This window comes from Megasphaera elsdenii DSM 20460, from assembly GCF_003010495.1.
GTDB lineage: Bacteria > Bacillota > Negativicutes > Veillonellales > Megasphaeraceae > Megasphaera > Megasphaera elsdenii.
Genome location: NZ_CP027570.1, coordinates 1047202 through 1069576, shown reverse-complemented (window position 1 = coordinate 1069576; position 22375 = coordinate 1047202). Strand labels below are relative to the sequence as shown.

At 49.8% G+C, this 22375-nt stretch carries 18 protein-coding genes and 6 tRNA genes; 5 read left to right on the top strand and 19 right to left on the bottom strand.

Annotation, left to right across the window (positions count from 1 at the left end; translation table 11 throughout):
* Nucleotides 1-112 precede the first annotated feature (112 nt).
* The 6 genes from C6362_RS04965 to C6362_RS04940 form a co-directional block, all read right to left on the bottom strand.
* Nucleotides 113-1417, bottom strand: a complete 1305-nt coding sequence (locus tag C6362_RS04965; RefSeq protein ID WP_014015647.1) for an MFS transporter — start codon at nt 1415-1417, stop codon at nt 113-115.
* A 130-nt stretch (nt 1418-1547) separates the two neighbouring features.
* Nucleotides 1548-2576 carry a hydroxyacid dehydrogenase gene (locus C6362_RS04960; protein WP_014015646.1) on the bottom strand — a complete coding sequence of 343 codons (1029 nt, stop codon included), beginning with the start codon at nt 2574-2576 and terminating at the stop codon, nt 1548-1550.
* Between the two features lie 252 nt (nt 2577-2828).
* Entirely contained in the window at nt 2829-3518 is a 690-nt protein-coding gene (locus C6362_RS04955; RefSeq protein WP_014015645.1) for an RraA family protein, read from the bottom strand.
* A 61-nt stretch (nt 3519-3579) separates the two neighbouring features.
* Nucleotides 3580-4728 carry an amidohydrolase family protein gene (locus tag C6362_RS04950; protein WP_014015644.1) on the bottom strand — a complete coding sequence of 383 codons (1149 nt, stop codon included), beginning with the start codon at nt 4726-4728 and terminating at the stop codon, nt 3580-3582.
* A gap of 15 nt (nt 4729-4743) precedes the next feature.
* Complete coding sequence (locus C6362_RS04945) at nt 4744-6156, bottom strand: DASS family sodium-coupled anion symporter (protein WP_014015643.1); 1413 nt, start codon at nt 6154-6156, stop codon at nt 4744-4746.
* A 34-nt stretch (nt 6157-6190) separates the two neighbouring features.
* Complete coding sequence (locus C6362_RS04940; protein WP_014015642.1) at nt 6191-7219, bottom strand: hydroxyacid dehydrogenase; 1029 nt, start codon at nt 7217-7219, stop codon at nt 6191-6193.
* Between the two features lie 156 nt (nt 7220-7375).
* On the opposite strand from C6362_RS04940, the gene C6362_RS04935 reads away from it, so the two are divergent.
* Entirely contained in the window at nt 7376-8341 is a 966-nt protein-coding gene (locus C6362_RS04935; protein ID WP_014015641.1) for a LysR family transcriptional regulator, read from the top strand.
* Nucleotides 8342-8444: 103 nt separating this feature from the next.
* On the opposite strand, the gene selD is transcribed toward C6362_RS04935, so the two are convergent.
* Entirely contained in the window at nt 8445-9482 is a 1038-nt protein-coding gene (selD, locus tag C6362_RS04930) for a selenide, water dikinase SelD (RefSeq protein ID WP_080596482.1), read from the bottom strand.
* 237 nt (nt 9483-9719) lie between these two features.
* On the opposite strand from selD, the gene C6362_RS04925 reads away from it, so the two are divergent.
* The 3 genes from C6362_RS04925 (at nt 9720) to C6362_RS04915 (ending at nt 12784) form a co-directional block, all read left to right on the top strand.
* Nucleotides 9720-10436, top strand: a complete 717-nt coding sequence (locus C6362_RS04925; protein WP_014015639.1) for a hypothetical protein — start codon at nt 9720-9722, stop codon at nt 10434-10436.
* A 172-nt stretch (nt 10437-10608) separates the two neighbouring features.
* Entirely contained in the window at nt 10609-12108 is a 1500-nt protein-coding gene (locus C6362_RS04920; RefSeq protein WP_014015638.1) for a HAMP domain-containing sensor histidine kinase, read from the top strand.
* Complete coding sequence (locus C6362_RS04915; RefSeq protein WP_014015637.1) at nt 12086-12784, top strand: response regulator transcription factor; 699 nt, start codon at nt 12086-12088, stop codon at nt 12782-12784. Before C6362_RS04920 ends, C6362_RS04915 begins: the two co-directional genes overlap by 23 nt.
* Before the next feature lie 4 nt (nt 12785-12788).
* On the opposite strand, the gene C6362_RS04910 is transcribed toward C6362_RS04915, so the two are convergent.
* Complete coding sequence (locus C6362_RS04910; protein WP_014015636.1) at nt 12789-14177, bottom strand: NAD(P)/FAD-dependent oxidoreductase; 1389 nt, start codon at nt 14175-14177, stop codon at nt 12789-12791.
* A gap of 240 nt (nt 14178-14417) precedes the next feature.
* On the opposite strand from C6362_RS04910, the gene C6362_RS04905 reads away from it, so the two are divergent.
* Nucleotides 14418-14846: a hypothetical protein gene (locus tag C6362_RS04905; protein WP_014015635.1), complete on the top strand. Its 429-nt coding sequence runs from the start codon at nt 14418-14420 to the stop codon at nt 14844-14846.
* A 312-nt stretch (nt 14847-15158) separates the two neighbouring features.
* On the opposite strand, the gene ltrA is transcribed toward C6362_RS04905, so the two are convergent.
* From ltrA to C6362_RS04845, 11 genes are all read right to left on the bottom strand, one after another.
* Nucleotides 15159-16550 carry a group II intron reverse transcriptase/maturase gene (ltrA, locus tag C6362_RS04900; protein ID WP_198407942.1) on the bottom strand — a complete coding sequence of 464 codons (1392 nt, stop codon included), beginning with the start codon at nt 16548-16550 and terminating at the stop codon, nt 15159-15161.
* Between the two features lie 484 nt (nt 16551-17034).
* The gene (gene pta, locus C6362_RS04890) at nt 17035-18072 is read right to left on the bottom strand and encodes a phosphate acetyltransferase (protein ID WP_014015634.1); all 1038 of its coding nucleotides are present in this window, start codon (nt 18070-18072) and stop codon (nt 17035-17037) included.
* Between the two features lie 396 nt (nt 18073-18468).
* Nucleotides 18469-18544 (bottom strand) — tRNA-Val (locus C6362_RS04885).
* A gap of 6 nt (nt 18545-18550) precedes the next feature.
* Nucleotides 18551-18626 (bottom strand) — tRNA-Glu (locus C6362_RS04880).
* 15 nt (nt 18627-18641) lie between these two features.
* Nucleotides 18642-18717 (bottom strand) — tRNA-Lys (locus C6362_RS04875).
* Nucleotides 18718-18722: 5 nt separating this feature from the next.
* Nucleotides 18723-18797 (bottom strand) — tRNA-Gln (locus C6362_RS04870).
* A 3-nt stretch (nt 18798-18800) separates the two neighbouring features.
* Nucleotides 18801-18876, bottom strand: a tRNA-Asn gene (locus C6362_RS04865).
* A 21-nt stretch (nt 18877-18897) separates the two neighbouring features.
* Nucleotides 18898-18972, bottom strand: a tRNA-Gly gene (locus C6362_RS04860).
* Nucleotides 18973-19237: 265 nt separating this feature from the next.
* Entirely contained in the window at nt 19238-20089 is an 852-nt protein-coding gene (gene larC / locus C6362_RS04855) for a nickel pincer cofactor biosynthesis protein LarC (protein ID WP_014015633.1), read from the bottom strand.
* Between the two features lie 12 nt (nt 20090-20101).
* A complete protein-coding gene (locus tag C6362_RS04850; protein ID WP_014015632.1) occupies nt 20102-21103 on the bottom strand; it encodes a nicotinate-nucleotide--dimethylbenzimidazole phosphoribosyltransferase in 1002 nt (333 codons plus the stop codon).
* A 168-nt stretch (nt 21104-21271) separates the two neighbouring features.
* Nucleotides 21272-22369 carry an iron-containing alcohol dehydrogenase family protein gene (locus C6362_RS04845; RefSeq protein WP_014015631.1) on the bottom strand — a complete coding sequence of 366 codons (1098 nt, stop codon included), beginning with the start codon at nt 22367-22369 and terminating at the stop codon, nt 21272-21274.
* Nucleotides 22370-22375 lie beyond the last annotated feature (6 nt).

Below are 22375 nucleotides of genomic sequence, written 5' to 3'. Positions count from 1 at the left end.
CATCAACATTAAGCAGTCCTTCTTAGCTGCACTGATGTGCCGGGGATTTTTAAAATATTATATCGAGAAATTAGCAAAAACCGCGTCACTCATTGGAGAACGCGGCTTTTTCTTATCGAGATTCTGTTATTTCACAGCCTATTTTTTCAGGATTGTTTTTTTTTACAGTCTTAATATTCAATTTAATTGGTTCTATTTTCTGGATAACAAACAGGATAATTGCTGCAGCAATTGCAATCAAGCCGCCCGCCACGACCAGGGCCATTTGGAAGGAGCCTGTCATTTCCACGATGAGGCCTGTTACTGTGGGTGCTAAAACGCCAGCGATAGCGCCGACAGTATTCATAGCGCCGGTAACCGTTGCCGACATGCCTAAGGGAGAAACTTCACTAGCCATAGTCTGCATCATACCGCCAATCGTAGAAGCCGCCGCTATATTAATGGTCAGGATCAGCATAGCAATCATCGGGTCTTCAACAAACGCTACCGCAATAATGGTGGCTGATAATGCCTGCGCAGCTACAAGTACGCCTTTACGGGCAATGGTCTTACTAAATCCTTTGCGGATAATGAAGTCTGAGATAAAACCGGTCAAAGGTTGTGTAATAAACGCTACGACAAAAGGAAGGGATGCGTAAAAACCCATTTCTAATACAGAGAAGCCCCGTTCCATGACCAGATAAGCTGGAATCCATGTCAAAAACATGAAGTACAAGTAATTGGCGCCAAACTTGGCAACAAATAACCCGAGGATCGTGCGGTTTGTTACTAATTGCAGCCAAGGAACTGGCTGCTTTTCCATCTGCACCTTGCTTTCCACAGATTTGCCAATAACACGACCTTCATTTTCATCATACCAGAAGAACCAAAACAGACAAAATAACAAGCTGCCAACACCCGTAACAATGAAAGCCAGACGCCAGTTGAACTGAGCAATCAGGAAACCGATGACTACGGGAGTCAATGCATATCCTAAGCGGGCGCCGGCCAGATAACATCCTGTCGCCGTTGCTCTTTCCCGACCGGGGAACTGTTCAGCAGCAATTTTAGCCATCGTGGGAAAAACGCCGGCTTCGCCAACGCCAACTCCCATACGGGCTATCATCAGGCCAATAAGATGGGGCATACCCCCGGTAAGGGCAGACGCCACTGACCAGATAGCGGCAGCACCACCTAGTACTTTTTTCGCACCAAATCGGTCAGCTAACCGGCCAGCCGGAATATTGCAGATTGTATAGGACCAAAAGAAAGCCGATAACAACAATCCCATCTGAGTGGGAGCAATGTCCAGTTCGTCCATGATAACTGGGGCCGCCACACTTATGCTGCTGCGATCCAACCCCATGACAACCATACAAACAAACAATACAGCAATTAATTTTACACGATATGTTTTTATTTTAGAAGCATCCTGCATAATGATGCACTCCTCTCCAGGACAATTCCATCATTCTGCAGGAATTCTCCTTCACGTTCTGTTGAAAAAAGGCGGTTGTCCTCGGCCTTACTTTCAATCCCGTTCATAAAAATAATGTTAGGATTGCCTATTAAAAATCAAACATGCCGACCGGTTTCTTATCAGGAACACGGACATCCGTGTATGTCGGTGCTGTCGTATAATCAATATCATGAATCGGCCAGGTCGGTTCTTTGCCTTCATATACTTCTTCGATGCCCATCGCAGAGAAGTACGAAGCCCGGTGGGCCGCTTCCACAGAGTTACCGCCGATGTGCGGATAAATGATGACATTATCCAGTGTCAGCAGTGGATTGTTAGGATCAACTGGTTCATGGGCAATAGCGTCGAGTCCGGCGCCTGCGATAATTCCATTTTTGCAGGCCTGATACAAATCCATTTCATTGACACAAGCGCCACGAGCCGTGTTAATCAGGAAGGCTGAAGATTTCATCATAGCCAGTGTTTCCTTGTTAATCATCTGACGGGTAAGCGGCGTATTCGGCGTATGCACAGATACATAATCACTTTCCTTAAAAATCCGGTTCAAGTCGCGTACGACTTCGACACCTTCCGGAAATTCAGCTGCCCGTTTATACGGGTCGTATGCCAAGACGTTCATTTCCAGCCCTAAAGCCCGCTTTGCTACACGGCTGCCGATATTGCCACAACCAATGATGCCTAAGGTCTTGCCATTAAGAGTTGTTTTGTGAATCTTCAGTTTTGCTTTATAATAGTCTTGAACCCAGGTCTTACGCAGTTTCAAGACATTGCGGCTACATTCAAACATAAGCATGATGGCTGTTTCAGCAACAGAGGTACTGTTCGCTACAGGAGCATATAAAGTCTGTACCCCATTATCATGGCAAGCTTTGACATCCAATGCATCAAAGCCGGCACCGTGACGGGCAATAACTTTCAGATTCGGATTCGCTTCAATGACTTCGCGGGTAATCGGGGTAATACGTACGATCATCGCATCCGGTTTATATTCCTTCATATCTGCCAAGACGTCCGCTGTTTCAAAACCTCTGCCACGGATCAGTGTATGGCCAGCATCTTTCAACAACTGCGCTCCTTCTTCCATGATTTCCTGAGGTAATAAAATTTTCCATGCCATAATGCGTCTCTCCTTTTATAAATCAATTGTAATAATTATATGTAATGTATATCATGTCTTTTGTTTACAACTACATTATATTTTAAAATCATATACAAGTAAAACTATGAATTTTATTATTTTTTACAAAATATTTTTGTGAGCACGTGTTTTCTAATTTTATATTTCCATGAACAACATAAACAAAAATACCGACAAGCAACATCATGTTACTCATCGGTATTTTTGTATCATCCGTTGTATAGATTACGGTTAGGCACGGTAGTAGTCATCAATAATTTCACAGCCTTTAGCTTCCAGGGCTTTATCAACCCAGGATTTATCACGTCGGCCATTCGCAATTTGTTCCAGACTAGCTGCTTCAGTCTCATGCTTCTTCCACGCTTTAGCGGCGATTTCCTTAGCCTGTTTAGGTGGCACAATGACGACACCATCAGCGTCACCAATGACAATATCACCGGGGTTTACGACAACACCACCACAGGAAATGGGCACATTGATTTCACCCGGTCCATCTTTGAAGGGACCTTTCGGCATGACGCCACGAGCATAAACGGGCATATCCAGTTTTTCCAGATCAGCTTTATCGCGTACGGCGCCATCAATGATGACCCCAGCAATACCCAAAGACTGGCATTCCGTCATCATGATATCGCCACAAAAGGCATTGGAGATATCACCATCGCCATCAACGATGATAACGTCGCCTGGCTGAGCCATTGCGATGGCTTTATGCAGTAATAAGTTATCACCAATGCGGGCACGAACAGTAAAAGCAGTCCCCAGCAACGGTTTGTTATTGAACGATTTAATCGCCGAATTCACACAGAAGAAACGGCTCATAACATCGGCAACATTGGCTGCCGGAAGTCCTTTGAATGCTTCTATGAGTTCTTTTTCAGGACGATTGATTTTAGTGAAAATACGAAAACCTACACACATGATGAGTTCCTCCTATATACCAATAATTGATTATATTTTCTAAATATGCGGAATTGATTTCTTATTTACGATCTGGTTCGTAGATGTAATCAGGCGCACAATATACAATCTGTCCATCTTTGATGGTCATCTCTGGCTTCAACTGCTTCGTGCCAACAAATTTTTCACCTTTCCAATCTAAATAAGTTTGATGCAAATCTATCCAGTCAAAGATAGCAATATCTGCATGGGCTCCTTCAGAAAGGCAACCGATAACACCTTCCATCTTCATCAGTTTAGCCGGGCGAGCTGTCGACATTTCTACGACTTTCTGCATCGGGATGCCCATGCAAATATAACGGGACATCAGATTAGGAAGGGAAAAAATAGAACGTCTGTACATGCTGCCGAGAACCAGGTCCGTACTGCACATATCCGCGATGAATCCTTGTTCCATAGCTTTCCTCATAATCGTGAAGTCACCATGTTTGCGGCCTTCAGCAGTATCGAAGATAATACCTCGTTTCCTGGCTTCTATGACACAGTCATAGAGCTTTCCATTATCATCAAGAATTGTATTTTTAGCTCCTTGGTAGACGTGTTCAAAAATATCACCGGGACGAAGTACATCTAATACTTCTTTCGTCGGGACCGGAATATTCGTACAATGGACCTCTACAGGGCAGCCAATTTTATTCGCAATGCGGACGGTCTCTTTCAACGGTTCAATTCCCAAACCCTGAGCCAGTTCTTCGCTTTGCCGGATTTTCAGACCTAATATATTATCTTCATTTTCATGGTAAATGCGATCCATTTTTTCAGGATTGAAATATTTAGGATTGATATTTTCATGATAGCTTGTCGTGACCAAGCCAGCAGAACAAACTTGCAAAAAGCTCTTAATCGTTACTTTACTACGGGCAATAATAGTCTTGCGAAATAAATTGTAATTCGCTACGCCACAGGAGGCATCTACGGCGGCGGTTACACCGGTCGGCAAATAGGCTAAATCTGGATAAATCCCAATTTCCGTACCTTCAGCAAACATATGGGCATGGGAGTCAATTAAACCGGGAAATACATATCGCCCCTGAGCATCAATCACATGTTTAGCTTCTTCGCCTTTTTCGTAACGCGTAATCTTGCCATTATATACTGCAATATCTTTAACTTCATCTACCCCATTAGCCGGGTCGATGACATGTCCATTCGTAATCAAATAATCCAACATAGATTTTCATCCTTTCTACCACAGACCAACCAGTTTCCAATACGGTACACCAATGCCGAACAAAATAACCAAGGACATAGCCACCATCGTCGTGCCAACCCGCCAGAAATCTTTCTGCGGTACATAACCAGAGGCAAAGGTAATCAAACCGGCACCATTGCCATAATGCGTGAGAAGAGCACCCAGGGGCGAGCAGAAAGCGAGCAGCAGTCCAACAACCATCGGGTTTGCCTGAGTTCCCAGGGTCAGGATGAACAATACTGGGTAAAAAGAGGCAACAAACGCACTATTCGATACGAAGAAATAACGAACAGCCAGGCTGACGAATACAAGAACAGCTGTAACGGTCATACCGCTATATACGGACAAGTCAATGATGCCACCAATATAATCAGCCAGCCAGGTGTAAAAACCAGCAGAAGAAAGGGAAGCGGCAATACCATAGAAGGCGCCATACCAGATAAAGATATTCCAAGCCCCTTTAGCAGCGATAACATCATTCCAGTCCAGGACTTTAGTAATCAGGACCAGGGCCAAGAAGACAAAACCTACATACTGCATCTTCAAGTTAACAAACGGAATCATCGGACCAAACATCCATCCAAGGATAGCCAGGATAAAGAGGCCTAACAACGTTTTTTCAGCTGTTGACATGGGACCTAATTCCTGCAATCCTTTAAGAGCCAACGGTTTCACTTCGGAAAGAGATTTCATTTCCGGTGGGTAAATTTTATAGATAACAAGCGGCGCTAGTAAAAGGATCAAGCCAACAGGAACGGCTGAAGCCAGTACCCAGGTTCCCCAGGTCATATTGATACCAAGCATTTCGCTCATAAGAGCTACAGTAATAGCGTTAGTAGCCATCCCCGTAAGGAACAGGGCCGATGTTGTTTGCGAGCTGGCATACATCAAAACTTCAAGGAACGCTCCCAATTTGCGCGGTGCTTTTTCAGCTGTCGAGCCGATGCCTTGGGCAATATTCTGAAAAATCGGATAAATAATGCTGGTACGTGAAGAATTAGAGCCAGTTGCCGGACTCAAGAGCAAGTCTGTGATGACCATGATATATCCCAGCCCCAATGTAGAGTTACCAGCCCGGATCAGCAAATTATAAGCAATTCGTTTTCCCAACCCGGTCTTGATGAACGCTGTACAAACGATAGTAACCGTAGCGATGAACCAAGCCATATCATTGCCATAGCCGCGCAGGAGAATCGAGCTTTTCATAAACATCGAAGCCAGACCAACGATGATCAACGTGACAACCGGTTCCGAGAAGGGCCGGAATACCAGCCCCATCAACAATCCAAGATACAAAGCAACAATATGCCATGTTTCGGCTTCCAACCCTGTCGGCACAGGACCATTCCATATGCCTATCATGACAGCTGCAATAGCTGCTATTTTTAACAATCGTACTTTATCCATGATATATCCTCATTTCTGAAATTAATCGTCTCTATTAAAAATCAAACATGCCGACCGGTTTCTTATCGGGAACACGGATATCCATGTATGTCGGTGCTGTCGTATAATCAATATCATGAATCGGCCAGGTCGGTTCTTTGCCTTCATATACTTCTTCGATGCCCATCGCAGAGAAGTACGAAGCCCGGTGGGCCGCTTCCACAGAGTTACCGCCGATGTGCGGATAAATGATGACATTATCCAATGTCAGCAGTGGATTGTTAGGATCAACTGGTTCATGGGCAATAGCGTCGAGTCCGGCGCCTGCGATAATTCCATTTTTGCAGGCCTGATACAAATCCATTTCATTGACACAAGCGCCACGAGCCGTGTTAATCAGGAAGGCTGAAGATTTCATCATAGCCAGTGTTTCCTTGTTAATCATCTGACGGGTAAGCGGCGTATTCGGCGTATGCACAGATACATAATCACTTTCCTTAAAAATCCGGTTCAAGTCGCGTACGACTTCGACACCTTCCGGAAATTCAGCTGCCCGTTTATACGGGTCGTATGCCAAGACGTTCATTTCCAGCCCTAAAGCCCGCTTTGCTACACGGCTGCCGATATTGCCACAACCAATGATGCCTAAGGTCTTGCCATTAAGAGTTGTTTTGTGAATCTTCAGTTTTGCTTTATAATAGTCTTGAACCCAGGTCTTACGCAGTTTCAAGACATTGCGGCTACATTCAAACATAAGCATGATGGCTGTTTCAGCAACAGAGGTACTGTTCGCTACAGGAGCATATAAAGTCTGTACCCCATTATCATGGCAAGCTTTGACATCCAATGCATCAAAGCCGGCACCGTGACGGGCAATAACTTTCAGATTCGGATTCGCTTCAATGACTTCGCGGGTAATCGGGGTAATACGTACGATCATCGCATCCGGTTTATATTCCTTCATATCTGCCAAGACGTCCGCTGTTTCAAAACCTCTGCCACGGATCAGTGTATGGCCAGCATCTTTCAACAACTGCGCTCCTTCTTCCATGATTTCCTGAGGTAATAAAATTTTCCATGCCATAATGAATCTCTCCTTTGATGAATTAGTATAATCAGTTCATATTTTGTATTTCCTGTTCTCTTGCTTACAACTAGATTATATTTCAAAACTTTCCACAAGTAAAACTATTAAATTTATTATTTTTTACAAAATATTTTTGTAACGGAGATGATATCCATGAACATAGACAGTCTGTACTATTTTGCAGAATTAGCTAAAGATCTACATATAACCCGCACAGCTGAACGCATCCACATCTCTCAGCAAACATTGAGCAACCACATTATTCGTTTAGAGGAATACTACGGTGTTAAACTACTTAATCGGCACCCCAAACTTTCCCTTACCTATGCCGGGTCATTTGTACTTCGTTATGCACAGCAATTAATCCGGGAAAATGAAAACTTACAAGACATCCTGGCTGACATAAAACATTCAAAGCGAGGCCTCATTTATTTTGGAGCCAGTATTTTACGTTCAAACGCCTGCCTGCCTTATATATTACCAATTTTCACCACCAAATACCCGCTGATTGAACTTGAATTAAAAGAAGCGACGACAACCGTTTTGGAAAAACTCGTTCTGGATGGCGATTTAGATCTGGCCATTGCTTTATCTCAATCAGAAAATCCGAACCTCGTCAAACAACACATGATGCGGGACCAGGTATATCTTTGCATCACCGATAGTCTCCTGAAAAAAACATTTCACGAGGATAGCGAAAAAATCAAAAAGAAGTCTCTCCAAGGCGCAAACCTGGCTGATTTTGCCCAATTGCCATTCTGCATTTTACAGAACCGTCTTGGCGAAACCATTCAAAACATCTTTAAAGATGCAGGCATTACTCCCATTACCTATATGACCAGCCAGTATATACAAATCGCTACGGCAGTCGGGGCCAGCGGTGTCGCCGCATTTTTTGCAACCCGCGCCAGTCTCATTAACCAGAAAGAAAATTTTACTGAGCCAGTCAACGCCTTTCCGTTAATTGTAAAAGGTACTCCTTTCGTTCAAAATCTTCAGGTTATCTACCATAAAGATCGCTATTTATCTAAGGCTTGTCTATATTTCAAGGATTTGTTATTACAATATGGTAAAAAGATTGAATCTATGAACATTGAAGAATTAACCGCCATAAAATAAGTATAGCGATGGATTTTGCAGGTTCGATACCTGTGAAATCCATCGCTATGTCTTTAAACAGCAATGTTCTCCAATCTCTCCCGCTACTATAAGCGTAAGAGATTCAATCGATGACGATGGAGTAGTTCTCCCGCCCGGTCACATAGCCGACGACGGCCGCACAGGGAATCGTGTCTTTCAGGGCCCGTTCCAGCTTCGCTGCGTCTTTTTCGGCGACAGCGATGAGCAGGCCGCCCGAAGTCTGTGGGTCATAGAGGACATCCATGAAGCGCTTATCGGCGCTGCCCGTATCAATCCGGCCGGCGACGAAATCACGGTTGCGGTACGCTCCGGCCGGGATCAGCCCCATGGCCGCCATGTCCAGGGCCTCTTTATGATAGGGAATGGCATCGCCTTGAAAATGAATCGTCGTCCCGCTGCCATCGGCCATTTCACAGGCATGGCCCAACAGGCCGAAGCCCGTAACGTCGGTACAGCTGTGGACGTCATAGCGGACCATGATGTCCCGGGCCGTCTTATTGAGCTGGGCCATCTGGTCATAGAGCTGCTGCAGGAGCGGCGCTTCGACGAAATCGCCCTGGGCAGCTGTCATCAAGATACCCACGCCTAAGGGCTTGGTCAGGATGAGGACGTCGCCAGGCCGGGCCGACGAATTGCGCAATAATTTCTGCGGATGAACGAAACCGGTCACGGACAGGCCGTACTTCGGCTCCTTATCTTCGATGGTATGGCCGCCGGTGATGATGACCCCGCCTTCATAGGCCTTTTGGTATCCCCCTTCGAGGATAGCCCGGATGGCTTCGCGGCCCATGGACAAATTGACGCACATGATGTTCATGGCCAGTTTCGCCTCGGCCCCCATGGCGTAGACGTCGCTCAGGGCATTGGCCGCTGCAATCTGACCGAATAAATAAGGATCGTCGACGATAGGCGGAAAGAAATCGACCGTTTGGACGACAGCCAGATCATCGCTCACCTGGTAGACCGACGCGTCGTCGCTCTTATCATAGCCAACGAGGAGGCGGTCATCTTTATGTGTTGGAAGCCCGTCCAACAATTGAGCCAGTGTCCCTGGCCCTAACTTAGCGCCTCAACCGGAGCAGGACGCCATTTGAGTCAATTTCAAACGTTCATCGTTCATGATCGATACCTCACTCTCTATTATATAAAACATGGCGGACTCGGCGGGCGCCCCACATGGGCGCCCCTACAGCCTGCAAACTACAAACTACAAACTACAAACTACAAACTACAAACTACAAACTCATTATACAACATTTATGTAATTCTTACGGCCTGGTTTAGCTCGATTTTAGATTTATCCCTTATACTGTCTTCGTAGTCAAGAATCAGTGATTGAAGACAGGAGGAATTTATCATGACCCAGGAAAAATGGCAAGATACACTCATTTCGATCAAACATAAAGTCCGCACGGCCCGCAATGCCAAAATCGCCGCTGCTTTCTGCGTCGTCTGCGTACTGGCGACGGCAGGCGGCCACTACTACCTGTACCGCCAGCACACAGCCCGTCACGCCGAACGGGTCGAAGCCATGGCCCAGATGACCAAAGCCCAGGCCGAACAACGCAACGTCTCCCTCATCAGCGAAGACCAAGCCTGTGCCGCCGCAGCCCAGGCCATCGGCAAGGACGAAAGCGACCTGGATTTCAAAGAAGTGGCCCTCTTCGATATGAATAGCGCCAAGCACGGTCCTAAAGACGGCCGCAAAGGCGACCGCAAAGACAAAGTAAAAGAGAGAGACCGCAAAGACCATGAAGCAGGACGCCCGCAGGGACCGGAAGGCATGAAGCCCGGCCGTCCGGGTGAAGAAAAAACCGATGCCGCTGCCGGGGCTACGGCCAAAGCCGCTCCGAATGGCCAGGCCGATACACAAGGCGTCCCCCCCATGGCACCGCCCCAGGGCCAGCCTGACATGAAAGGCCAGCCGCCGCAGGGCGCTATGCCGCAGGGCGCTATGCCGCAACGCGCTTTCCACCCCATGTATAAAGTCCGCGTCACATCGGGTTCCGTCCGCTACGACGTCTTAGTAGACGCCACCAACGGCTCCGTCATCCATACAGAAATAGAAGAATAGGCCTCCTTTCAAAAGGGCTTGTCGCACGTGCGACAAGCCCTTTTAAGTGGTTAGGGGCTAGCAGTTAGTGGTTAGCGGATGGTTTTAAATTTAACCACGAGCCACGAACTACTAGCCACTAGCCACGAATCACTCTATAATAAAACTATCACTATGAAAGGATGTCCTGCTTATGCTGCGTATACGTGACATTTCACTGCGGCACCGCCTGCTCGTTGCCAATTTCACGATGGTCTTTGTTCCCATCGCCATCTTGACGGTCCTGGGTTTCCTGCTCATCTCGGGTCTCCGTTTCTCTTCGCCTCACAATGACTTGACGACGTTGTGGCCGGAAAAAGGGCCGGCCCTGTCCATCCAATATACGGTCAGTTCCCTGCGCGTCAAAGCCGAACGGCCCGGGCCGTTAAAGGTCAAGGATATGCGTGAAGACTGCCAGGTCCTGGAGGAGCTGGGCATTGCCACGGCCATCATCCGCAACGACCAGGTCGCTTATGTCACGCCGGGCATCGACTTCCGCAGCCTGGCCGACCGGGTCTTGTGGAAGGCCCATGGCCAGCAGACGGTCATGACCTGGGACGGCGACGGCTTCTTCTTCCGCTATACGTCCCCCCACAGCGGGACAACGGTCATCGCTGCCGGCAACACGCCGTTCATCGCCAAGAGCGGCATCCGTGAAGGCATGGCCAAAAGCGTCATCCAGACCCTGCTCCTCTTCATCGTCGGCACAGCCAGTGCCATCATCATTGCCTGTGGCCTCATCGTGTCCCGCGTCCTGTCCCGTCAGATACTGACGCCTTTGGCGGCACTGCGGACGGCGGCAGCCGAAATCGAAAAAGGCAACCTCGACTATGAACTCACCCTGTCATCGCGCGATGAGCTCGGCCGGACCTGCGAAGCCTTCGACCACATGCGCCGCCAGCTGCGCTCGGCCCGCCTGGCCCAGGAAAAGTATGAGCAGAACCGCAAGGAACTCATCGCCGGCATTTCCCATGACCTGTCGACGCCGCTGACCCTGCTCAAAGGCTATGCCAGCGGGATACTGGTCGGCATCGCCAAAACCGCCGAAAAGCGCCATCATTATGTCGAACTCATCTACCAGAACGCCTGCACCCTGGAAAAACTCGTCGACAGGCTGTTCCTCTTTTCCAAGCTCGACTTAGGCCAGGTTTCCTTTACCATGGAACCAGTTTCACTGCGCGATTATTTCGCCGACTTCACCGCTGAAAATACAGCCCGCCTGGCCGAGCGGGGCCTCATCCTGCATTACACGCCGCCATCCGGGCCGGCCCGGACAGCCATCGACAGGATGCAGTTCCAGCGGGTCCTGGACAATCTGCTGGAGAATGCATTGAAATACAAGCAGTGCCCTACAGTGAACCTGGACCTGCGCCTGGCCGAAACAGGGCATTCCGTCGTCCTGACCGTTGCCGACGACGGGCCCGGTGTCCCGGCAGCCGACCTGCCCCGCCTATTCGACAGTTTTTACCGGACCGATGCTGCCAGGACGGATGTCAAAAAAGGCAGCGGTCTGGGTCTGGCCATTGTCAAACAAATCATTACGACCCTGCACGGCCAGATCCATGCAGAAGAAACGCCAGGCGGGGGCCTGACGGTCGTCATCACCTTGCCACAAATAGAGGAGGCCTATCATGAAACGCATCTTGATCATTGAAGATAATATAGAAATTGCTGAACTGGAACGGGATTTCCTCGAAGCCAGCGCCATCGAAAGCGTCATCGAAACGGACGGGACGAAAGGGCTGGAACGGGCTTTACAGGAGGATTTCGACCTCATCCTGCTGGATATCATGCTGCCTGGGACCGATGGCTTCCACATCTGCCGCCGCATCCGTGAAGAAAAGGAAGTCCCCATCCTGATGGTATCGGCGAAAAGGGAAGACATGGACAAGATACGCGGCCTCGGCCTCGGTGCCGATGACTACATCATCAAGCCCTTCAGCCCGACAGAGCTCGTCGCCCGCGTCAAGGCTCACATCACGCGCTACGAACGGCTGACGGGAAAGGCCCAGCAGAAAGCGGCCGACGGCGAAGTCCTCCGCAGCGGCGACCTGGAAATCTACGTCGACAAACACCGGGTCTACGTCAAAGGCCAGGAAATCTCCCTGACCAACCGCGAATTTGAGCTCCTCGTCTTTCTGGCCAAGCATCCCGGCCTGGTCTTCAGCCGGGACCGCCTGTTCGAACGCGTCTGGGGCCTCGACGCCGAAGGCGATACGGCGACGGTCATGGTCCACATCAACCGCATCCGCGAAAAAATAGAACCGGACCCGGCCAAGCCGATCTACATCGAGACCGTCTGGGGTGCCGGATACCGGTTCAAAGAATGACAGATTACGTTTCTTCCCGCCGCAAAATTTCCTGACCGACAGTTACACCTGCTGCCGACGCCTGTACCAGGCCGCGGGTGATGCCGGCGCCGTCGCCGATGGCAAAGAAATTGGGAATCTTCGTTTCCAGGACGTGGCTCAATTCCAGGCGGTTGGAATAGAACTTGGCTTCTACGCCGTACAACAAGGTATGGCGCGAGTTGGCCCCAGGAGCGACGGCATCGAGGGCTTCCAGCATTTCCTTGATGTCCAGCATATGGCGGTACGGCAGGACCAGCGATAAATCACCTGGTGTCGCATCGGGCATGGTCGGCCGGACGAGGCCCCGCTGGATCCGTTCCGGCGTCGACCGGCGGCCATCGAGGAAGTCGCCCAGGCGCTGGACGATGACGCCGCCGCCGAGGATGTTGGCCAGATTGGCGATGTACTTCCCGTATTTAATCGGTTCATGGAAGGGTTCCGTGAACTTCTTGGAGACGAGGATGGCGAAGTTCGTATTTTCACTCTTCTTGTGGGCATAACTGTGGCCGTTGACCGTGAGCAGGCCATCGTTATTCTCTTCGACGACGAAGCCATAGGGATTCATGCAGAACGTGCGGATCCGGTCGTCAAAGGATTTGCTGAAATAGATGAGCTTCGATTCATAGACGACGTCGGTAATCGTTTCCAGGACTTCTGCCGGCATTTCTACGCGGACGCCGATGTCGACGGCATTGGACGTCAGTTTGAGGCCCATCTTTTCGACTTCATGGACAAACCATTCCGACCCTTCCCGGCCGGGAGCACTGACCAGATAACGGCAGGCATAGAACTGGTCATCGATGAGGACGCCTTTGATTTCGCCTTTCTCTTCCACGATATGGTCTACAGCCGTATCGGCCATGATGTCGACTTTCCCTTCCAGGAAATCGCGCATGTTAGTCAGGATCTGAGCGTTGACGTCGGTCCCGAGATGGCGGATACGGGCCGGGATGAAACGCAGGTCCGCTGCGGCAGCTTTGCGCTTGATGTCGCGGATGTGGTCTTTGTTTTCATCGCCATAGACTTTACGGCCGGCACCGCCGAAACGGCAGTAGACGTCATCGACGTAACGAATCTTGTCCATGAGGTCGGCCTTGGACATGTAGTCGTCGAGGTTGCCGCCGTATTCCGTCGTCAGCGTCAATTTTCCGTCACTGAAGGCACCGGCACCACCCCAGCCACAGACGACATTGCGCATCCGGTCTTTGGGCAGGGCCTTCTTGTTCAGGCTCGTCGCAATGCGCTCCCGTATGTCCTGCCCCTTTTCGACCATGAGAATCTTAAATCCTTTATCGGCCAGTTCCAGGGCCGTAAAAATACCGGCCGGACCAGCCCCGATGATAATGACATCATATGTCTTTACTGCATGCATAATCACACATCCTTTTACGTTTGAAGTTAAAAGTTTGATGTTTGATGTAAATGGTTTTAAATTAAAAAACCGTATTCCCAAACATCAAACGTCAAACATCAAACAAAGAGAGTAAAGGTCCCATCGTTAATGACGAACACCTTTGTACGGCGGCCCTTACCTCCTCACGCTATCATAATGTTGAAAGAAAGTCAACCTATGCTATAATGAGACATAATGCTATAGAAAGGATGATGACTCATGTCTCGTCGTAACCGCCCGGCTGTCCCTGATGATTCCAGCCAGGATTTGAAACGCCAGGAAGGGATTTTCCTCAGCACCTTTGCCCTTATGCTCCTCGTTCTCGTATCCTCATATCTGCCCCTTCCCTTGATCGTCCCCATCGTACTGGCTGTCGTCCTCGTCACCTGGACCATCGCCATGTACGTCAAATTCCACGATTTCTATAAGATGCGCGACCGCGGCCAGCGGACGTGGTGCGTCACCATTTCCATGTACGCCAGCCTCATCCTGACCCTGGCCTGTGCCTGGTACTTCACCAAAGACGCCCCGCTCACAGACGAATACGCCTTGGTCTTCCTCTTCGGCTTCATGTTCTTCACCTACATGGTCTACCGCACCCTGAGCCCGACCATGGTCGTCGGCAACCGCCGCGTACGGTATAAATGATCGTTCGTCGTTGGTCGTTCATCGTTCATCGCTGTAGGGGGCGCCTTTCACTACAAAAAGGGATTGTCACACGAAGGCTTTTGCCATCATGCACAATCCCTTGGTTCACGTCGTTTGCCGTGGGTCGTGGCTCGTTTGCCGTGAAGGTTTAAAATTTTTAACAATCTGCTGTATGCAGATATCATTTTTCTTGCAGCTGCGAGAATTTTCGGCAAACGGACCACGCCAAACGAAATCGAGTAGGAGGGATTTCTGAGTAGAAATCCCGACCTCTCACACCACCGTGCGTACCGTTCGGTACACGGCGGTTTCCTAGTTTTCGCATACTTGCTTGTAATAGCTCGTCATGGTTATGTAGCCAAGGCGGGCTATTTCTTTATTCGTAAGAACTGAGTTCAGCATTGCCGCTGCTCGCCACGGACCTTTTCGGCAGTTAGCCATTTCCAACACTACCCACTTGGGCGCGCCGTATTGGCTTATCATCCGGTGTTTCGTCCGTACCTTCTTCCATTGTTTCCAGTATATGGTTCGTATTTTGCGTCGAATCCATCTGTCAATTTGAATTAGCAGTTCCTTCATATTCGCTAGTTTAAAGTAATTCACCCATCCCTTTATGAATCGTTTCAATAGAAGGGCTCTCACTTCGTTTCCTTTTCCATTGCTTCGTTTCAATATAAACCGCAAACGGTCTTTCATCTTAGTAATGGATTTCGGATGCACCCGGAGTCGGCATTTTCCATTCTTTCGGTAGAAGCCATATCCCAGATATTTAACATAGCGGATGTGGGCTACGTGCGTCTTATTTCGATTCACCTTGAGAAATAATTTCTTCTCAATATATCGAGTGATGCTTTCCAAGGTCCTTTCGGCACTTCTTCTGCTTTTGCAGAGTATCATGCAGTCATCTGCATAGCGGACAAATTTATGTCCGCGCCGTTCCAGCTCCTTATCCAGCTCATTCAGCATGATGTTACTCAAGAGCGGACTCAATGGCCCTCCTTGGGGAACCCCCTGTTCACTTCGTTCGAACATCCCATGCCGGATAACACCAGCATGGAGATATTGGTGTATCAGCGAGATGACCCGGCCGTCTTTTACGCTCCTTGACAGAACTTCTATCAATTTGCTTTGGCAGACATTGTCGAAAAATTTCTCCAAGTCCATGTCTACGACGTAGACATAGCCCTCATCTGCATAGGCCTGGCATTGTTTCAACGCATCGTGGGCGCCCCGTTTGGGACGGAACCCGAAACTGCTATCTGAAAACTGTGGCTCGTAGATAGGCACAAGAACCTGCGTAATCGCCTGTTGTATCATGCGGTCTACGACCGTAGGGATTCCTAATTTCCGGAATTTCCCTTTTTCCTCTTTGGGTATTTCAACCCGACGGACTGGCTGGGGCTTATATTTCCCATTCCGTATTTGCTGAAGGAGGTCCAGGCGATGTTCCCGCAGGTAGGGTAGAAGTTCATCTACACTCATCCTGTCGACCCCGCCGGTTCCTCGATTAGACTTTACCTTCTTATAGGCACCATTTAAGTTGTCTCGTGATAAAATCTGCTTCAACAGACTGTCCGCTGGCAAGCTTGCAATGATGTCGTTGTGTTCAGCAATCCTCGCATGGGCAGACGCTTCCACATATCCCGGTTGTTCCGCAACCTCTTTTTGTGGACAGCCTTCTTGATGAAGTTTTCTGTCTTTCATTCCATGATTGGTTACTTTCATTAACTAACATCTCCTAGGATTCGGCCCTTTCCTCATGGTCTATAGCCCATAAGGTACTATGGCCTCGGCTGACTCCTCATGATAAATCTTATTTCAACCATGATGTCCAATCTATATGGCACCATCATGTCCATGAGGCCTCCCCGGGTAAGAACGCACTCTTTCTCTCCATGTGTCTGCCACATCTACTATTCATGGTTCCGTGTAGCTATGGGACTTCAACCTGTTAGGCGGCCTTATCCCCATGACTAGCCTTATGTGATTTCTGTTCGTCAGACCAGAGATTTGCCTCGACCTTCCTTCAGATTCCATCTCACGATGGACACCCTTGGTTCTGGCTATAGCCTTCCCGCTACCGGGCGGCTTAGGGACTTTCACCCATTAGAGTGCGCCCATGCCGGGCGCACCTACAAAAGGGGCTGTTCGCTTAATGCGACAGCCCCTTTTTTAATTCAGCCAGCAATTACTGCTGCTGAGCACGTTCTTTTTTGTAGAGGTCAGCTGTGATGGCATCGGAGCAGCATACAGCGACGACGTCAGCAACGTCTTCAGACGAGCAGCCACGGGACAAGTCGAGGATAGGTTTATCCAAGCCCTGGACCAAGGGGCCAAGAGCCGTTGCGTTAGCGAAACGCTGAACCATCTTGTAACCGATGTTAGCAGCATCGAGGTTCGGGAAGATGAGGACGTTAGCATGGCCGGCAACTTTGGAGCCCGGTGCTTTGTGTTCGCCAACTTCCGGTACGAGAGCAGCGTCAGCCTGGAGTTCGCCGTCGAAGTCGAAGTCGACGTTGCGTTCTTTCAGGATTTCAACAGCATGGCGTACGTTGTCGACGGATTCGCCAGCGCCAGAACCTTTGGTGGAGTAGGAAAGGAAAGCAACTTTCGGATTGAGGATCTGAACGGTACGACGAGCACGTTCTACGCAGATGCAAGCGATATCAGCGAGCTGTTCCGACGTCGGGTTGGGGATAACGCCGCAGTCACCGAGTACGAGGATACCGTTATCACCATACTGCGGAGTGTTGGTCAAGAGAATGAAAGCGGAAGATACGGTTTTGTTGCCAGGACGGGGGCCGATGACCTGAAGGCCAGCGCGGATAACTTCAGCAGAAGTCGTAGCAGCACCGGATACGCAGCCGTCAGCTTCACCGAGAGCAACGAGGCCAGCTGCGAAGAAGGTGTAGTTGTTGAGCATGATTTCACGAGCTTTTTCCAGGGTCATGCCTTTCTTTTCACGACGTTTTGCGAAGTAAGCGCAAAGTTCGTCCATACGATAGTAAGTTTCAGGGTCGACAACTTCGACACCGGTGAGATCGATCTGGAATTTAGCAGCATCTTTCTTAATCTGTTCCAGTTTACCTACGAGAACGATTTTAGCAAAACCATCAGCCAAAACGCGTTCAGCAGCTTTCAATACACGACGGCTGTTCGTTTCCGGAAGGACGATTTTTTTCTGTGCTTTGGAAACGCGGGCTTTCAAATCTTCTGTAAATCTCATTTGGGTACCACTCCTTGTAAGTTCTTAGAAAATAATTAGGAATATGTCCTTAGGCTAAGGAAAATATCCTATCGCTACCATCCATTATAATACAAAACTTATAGGAATCAAACATATTATTACGCATATATAAAATGAGCAGAAGAAATAGATTATGCAAATTGTGCAATCCGCAGGCTAATGTGATACGTATTTTATATTGTTCACTGTAGGGGACGCCCAAAGGGCGGCCCGCAGACCGCAGGCCGCAGGTCGCAATCCGTGGCGGCAAATCACTCGTCATGGGCAGAACCCCTCAGACGCCTGCGGCGCCAGCTCCCCTTCACAGGGGAGCCACTAGCCACTAACAACTAACAACGCAAAAAGACCTGTCACAAAGTGACAGGTCTTTTTTTCTGGTGGGCGATAACAGGATCGAACTGCTGACATCCTGCTTGTAAGGCAGGCGCTCTCCCAGCTGAGCTAATCGCCCATGGTGTGGTGACCCCTACGGGATTTGAACCCATGTTCTCGCCGTGAAAGGGCGATGTCTTAGACCGCTTGACCAAGGGGCCACGTAATGTGGAATGTGGTGATCCACCCGAGATTCGAACTCGGGACACCCTGATTAAAAGTCAGGTGCTCTGCCAACTGAGCTAGTGGATCATGTTTGGCAGGGGTAGTAGGATTCGAACCTACGAATGACGGAGTCAGAGTCCGTTGCCTTACCGCTTGGCGACACCCCTGTATGGCTCCTCAAGTAGGACTCGAACCTACGACAAATCGGTTAACAGCCGATTGCTCTACCAACTGAGCTATTGAGGAACAATAGCTTCCCGAAGGAAATGGAGCGGAAAACGAGACTCGAACTCGCGACCCCCACCTTGGCAAGGTGATGCTCTACCACTGAGCTACTTCCGCATGACGACTTGTTAAGTATATCACATCGGGATTGATATGTCAACGCTGTATTCCGGCGGGCCTTGCGCCCGTCACAGTACTTGATTATAATACCATGACGTCAGAGATTTGTCAAGAAAAAAATGCTGGCCGCATATGCGGTCAGCATTTTTTCTGTAGGGGACGCCTAGAGGGCGTCCCGCCATGGCAGCGGAATCAGGCGGGCCGCCCTTTGGGATGGCCCCTATGATGAACGGCGAACGATAAACGATAAACGACGAACGAACTACGAAATATCTTCCGCCTGTCCGATGAAGCCGCGGACTACGTTGGGGATGGTCAGGTCTTTCGTACCAGCCCCGTAAGCTACGGTATCATAAACGAAATCTTTCGGGCGGACGCCGGCATGGGCCAGGACTTTCACTAAGGCCGCGCCGGTCGGCGTGACCAGTTCTCCTTTGATGTCCGTAGCGTACCAGGGAATCCCGGCCAGGAGTTCCGCCGTTGCCGGTGCCGGTACGGGCATGATACCGTGCGCGCAGCGGACAAAGCCGCTTCCCGCATGGATAGGCGATGCGGCAACCTGTTCGATGCCCAAATACTTCAAGCACCACACCGTACCGACGATGTCCAGGATGCAGTCGATAGCGCCGACTTCATGGAAATGGATCTGGTCGACCGGCACGCCGTGTACCTTGGCTTCGGCTTCAGCCAGGGCCTGGAAGACGGCCAGGCTCTTGGCCTTGATATCTTCATCGATAGGGGCGCTTTCGATGATCTTCGTGATTTCCGGCAGGCCCCGGTGCTGATGGTGGTGATGATGGCCTGTCGTATCGACGAGGTGGCCCTGCCCTTCATCATGATGCTCAGGGTGTTCATGATGGGCGTGTTCATGGCCGTCATGGTCATGATGATGGTGATGTTCGTGGCCATGACCTTCTGATTCGAGGAGAACATTATAATAGATAGATTGGATTCCCAGCTTATTGACGCTGCGGCATACGAGATCATAACCCGTCAGATTCAGCGAAGCCATGGCCTGTTTAAAGGCTTCAAAGGGTACGCCGGCCTGGATGAGCATACCGATGAACATGTTGCCGCTGATGCCGGAAAAACAATCAAGATATAAAGTTTTCATGGAAATCACTCCTCACTTTAAATTTTCATTCATCATCTGGACCGATGCGTCGAGCATGGTCAGTCCCATGGCCGAACCCATGCCCTGGTCGAGGTTCTGGTCCATTTCGACAAAAGGCTTGAGGCCCAGCTTTTTCATCTGCATCTGATGGACCGGTTCCAGATAACGGGCCGAAGCACAGACATAATCATCGATTGTCGGGCATAAGGCGCGGGCGATGAGGACGGCCGAACCCGTAACAGCATTGTCGAAGATGACGAGCAGCTTACGTTGGGCCGCCGAAAGGATGAAGCCGACCATGGCAGCGATGTCCGGAGCCCCGGCGCGGCGCAGGAGGTCCAGCGGATCGGACGCATCGAAGTGGCGCTGGTCGATGATTTGCTTTAATTTCTCTAATTTCTGACCAGACTTCATGTGTTCCGGCAATTCTTCCAGCTGATCCCGGAAAAAGACAGCCGTCAAAATGAAAGCCGTCAGCAAGCCCCGTTCGCCGAGGTTCCCCAAGCCTACAGCCGTATAGCCTTCATCGGCCAGATTCTGGCCGATCTGGAGGCCGCTGAAAAGGGCATCCATCATTTCATCTTCGCTCATGGCATCCTGGCGGGCCCAAAAATGGCTCCCGTGCATGACTTTGAGGTCCTGGACGCCTTGGGATTCGGGAATGTCTTCTTCCAGTCCCATGTCGAGGAGCATGACGCCGGCGCCGATGCGGTGAGCCACCTTATTGATGGGTCCCCGGCCCGTAGCGATTTCCAGGGCATCGGCCTTGCTGTTCTTGCCGTTAGTCTTGTTTTCCCCGCCATCGACAGCATGGTCGGCAGCAAAGACGACGACGGCTTTCTGCAATTTTTCCGGATGCAGCGTCCCTTGGACGCCGGCGATACGGCCGGCCAGGTAGGACAACTTGCTGTCCTGACGAATCGTCAAGCTGGCCAGGCGCTGGTAGCACTCTGCCGTCTTCGCCAAATCCATCGGTTCGATGGCACTGATGATTTGTTCTAATACTTGATCCATAATCCCCTCCGTAAAAGAGTTGAAAAGGAGCTGTCGCAATAAGACAGCTCCTTTTCGAGTTTGTAGTTTATAGTTTTTAGTTCTTTTACTGCAAACTACAAGCTCTATTCTACAAACTATATCTTATATAAAATTCATTATACACGAAAATGTCCAGCATATAAAGTATTATAACGAACGGCCAAATTCGTCTGCATCCATGATGGCCTTTTTGAAGACCTCTTTGGTCATCGGTTCAGGGACGCAGGTCCATTCGGTCAGGGCCGGTGCAGCATCGACGATGGAGTCGACTTCGTCGGCTTTGATGTCGAGGTCAGCCAGGGTCGTCGGATACTGGCACTTCTTATAGAGAGCCGCTACTTGGTCGCGCAGTTCGAACTGCTTGTCGTATGTCAGCAGGACCAGGACGCCAAAGGCGACGATTTCGCCATGGAGATGACCTTCGACGACTTGCGGCAGGACTGTCGAAGCATTGTAGAACATGTGGGCCAGGGACGAATTGTAGTAGTACTCACTACCACCGGTCGTGCAGTTAGAGACGAGGCCCGTACTGATGATAATGTCCAGGACGACCTGCTGCAGGGCATAGGTGATTTTATTGGCCTTGAAATCGTCCAAAGCCTGTTCGCCATACTGCAAGAGCGGTGCCGTGCAAGCCTTGCCGATAGCCCGGCCGAGGAGGACCGTGTGGAAATGTTCAGCTGCACGGCTGGCCAATTCCGATTCACATTCCTTACTCATGGCGTCGCCAATACCAGCCCAGAAGAATTTAAACGGCGAATCGGCAATGATGGCCATATTGATGAAGGTATGGACCGGCGGCTGATTGAGATAATAGTAGCCAGCAAAGGATTTATCGGCCTTGTACATGACTGCCAGGGCTGTCGACGGCGCACAGTTGGAAGCCAGTGTCGGGAAGGCAAATAAAGCCTTATCGGCCCGGTCGGCTACGACTTTACACGTATCGATAGCACGGCCGCCGCCGACGCCAAAGATGAGGTCTGCATCCTGGACGGCCTGTTCACGGAGCAGGCGGTCGACGTGTTCATAGGTAGCATCGTCGCCATACCAGAGCACGCCGAGGACTTGCAAATCCGTCTTTGCAATGGCATCGAGGAGCGGCTGTTTGGCTTTTTCCAGGGCCGTCTTGCCGCCGATGATGACGACTTTCTTACCAAAATGCCAGGTAATCTTGCCGATGGCATCATAAGCATGGACGCCAATGGTAAAAGCTGGCAGAACCAGAGTATAGTCAGATTGAGACATGATAAA

Excerpts from the sequence above, each read along its gene's own strand:
- C6362_RS04965 (WP_014015647.1), bottom strand. The coding sequence starts at position 1,417 with ATGCAGGATGCTTCTAAAATAAAAACATATCGTGTAAAATTAATTGCT.
- C6362_RS04960 (WP_014015646.1), bottom strand. The coding sequence starts at position 2,576 with ATGGCATGGAAAATTTTATTACCTCAGGAAATCATGGAAGAAGGAGCG.
- C6362_RS04955 (WP_014015645.1), bottom strand. The coding sequence starts at position 3,518 with ATGTGTGTAGGTTTTCGTATTTTCACTAAAATCAATCGTCCTGAAAAA.
- C6362_RS04950 (WP_014015644.1), bottom strand. The coding sequence starts at position 4,728 with ATGTTGGATTATTTGATTACGAATGGACATGTCATCGACCCGGCTAAT.
- C6362_RS04945 (WP_014015643.1), bottom strand. The coding sequence starts at position 6,156 with ATGGATAAAGTACGATTGTTAAAAATAGCAGCTATTGCAGCTGTCATG.
- C6362_RS04940 (WP_014015642.1), bottom strand. The coding sequence starts at position 7,219 with ATGGCATGGAAAATTTTATTACCTCAGGAAATCATGGAAGAAGGAGCG.
- C6362_RS04935 (WP_014015641.1), top strand. The coding sequence starts at position 7,376 with ATGAACATAGACAGTCTGTACTATTTTGCAGAATTAGCTAAAGATCTA.
- C6362_RS04925 (WP_014015639.1), top strand. The coding sequence starts at position 9,720 with ATGACCCAGGAAAAATGGCAAGATACACTCATTTCGATCAAACATAAA.
- C6362_RS04920 (WP_014015638.1), top strand. The coding sequence starts at position 10,609 with ATGCTGCGTATACGTGACATTTCACTGCGGCACCGCCTGCTCGTTGCC.
- C6362_RS04915 (WP_014015637.1), top strand. The coding sequence starts at position 12,086 with ATGAAACGCATCTTGATCATTGAAGATAATATAGAAATTGCTGAACTG.
- C6362_RS04910 (WP_014015636.1), bottom strand. The coding sequence starts at position 14,177 with ATGCATGCAGTAAAGACATATGATGTCATTATCATCGGGGCTGGTCCG.
- C6362_RS04905 (WP_014015635.1), top strand. The coding sequence starts at position 14,418 with ATGTCTCGTCGTAACCGCCCGGCTGTCCCTGATGATTCCAGCCAGGAT.
- ltrA (WP_198407942.1), bottom strand. The coding sequence starts at position 16,550 with ATGAAAGACAGAAAACTTCATCAAGAAGGCTGTCCACAAAAAGAGGTT.
- pta (WP_014015634.1), bottom strand. The coding sequence starts at position 18,072 with ATGAGATTTACAGAAGATTTGAAAGCCCGCGTTTCCAAAGCACAGAAA.
- larC (WP_014015633.1), bottom strand. The coding sequence starts at position 20,089 with ATGAAAACTTTATATCTTGATTGTTTTTCCGGCATCAGCGGCAACATG.
- C6362_RS04850 (WP_014015632.1), bottom strand. The coding sequence starts at position 21,103 with ATGGATCAAGTATTAGAACAAATCATCAGTGCCATCGAACCGATGGAT.
- C6362_RS04845 (WP_014015631.1), bottom strand. The coding sequence starts at position 22,369 with ATGTCTCAATCTGACTATACTCTGGTTCTGCCAGCTTTTACCATTGGC.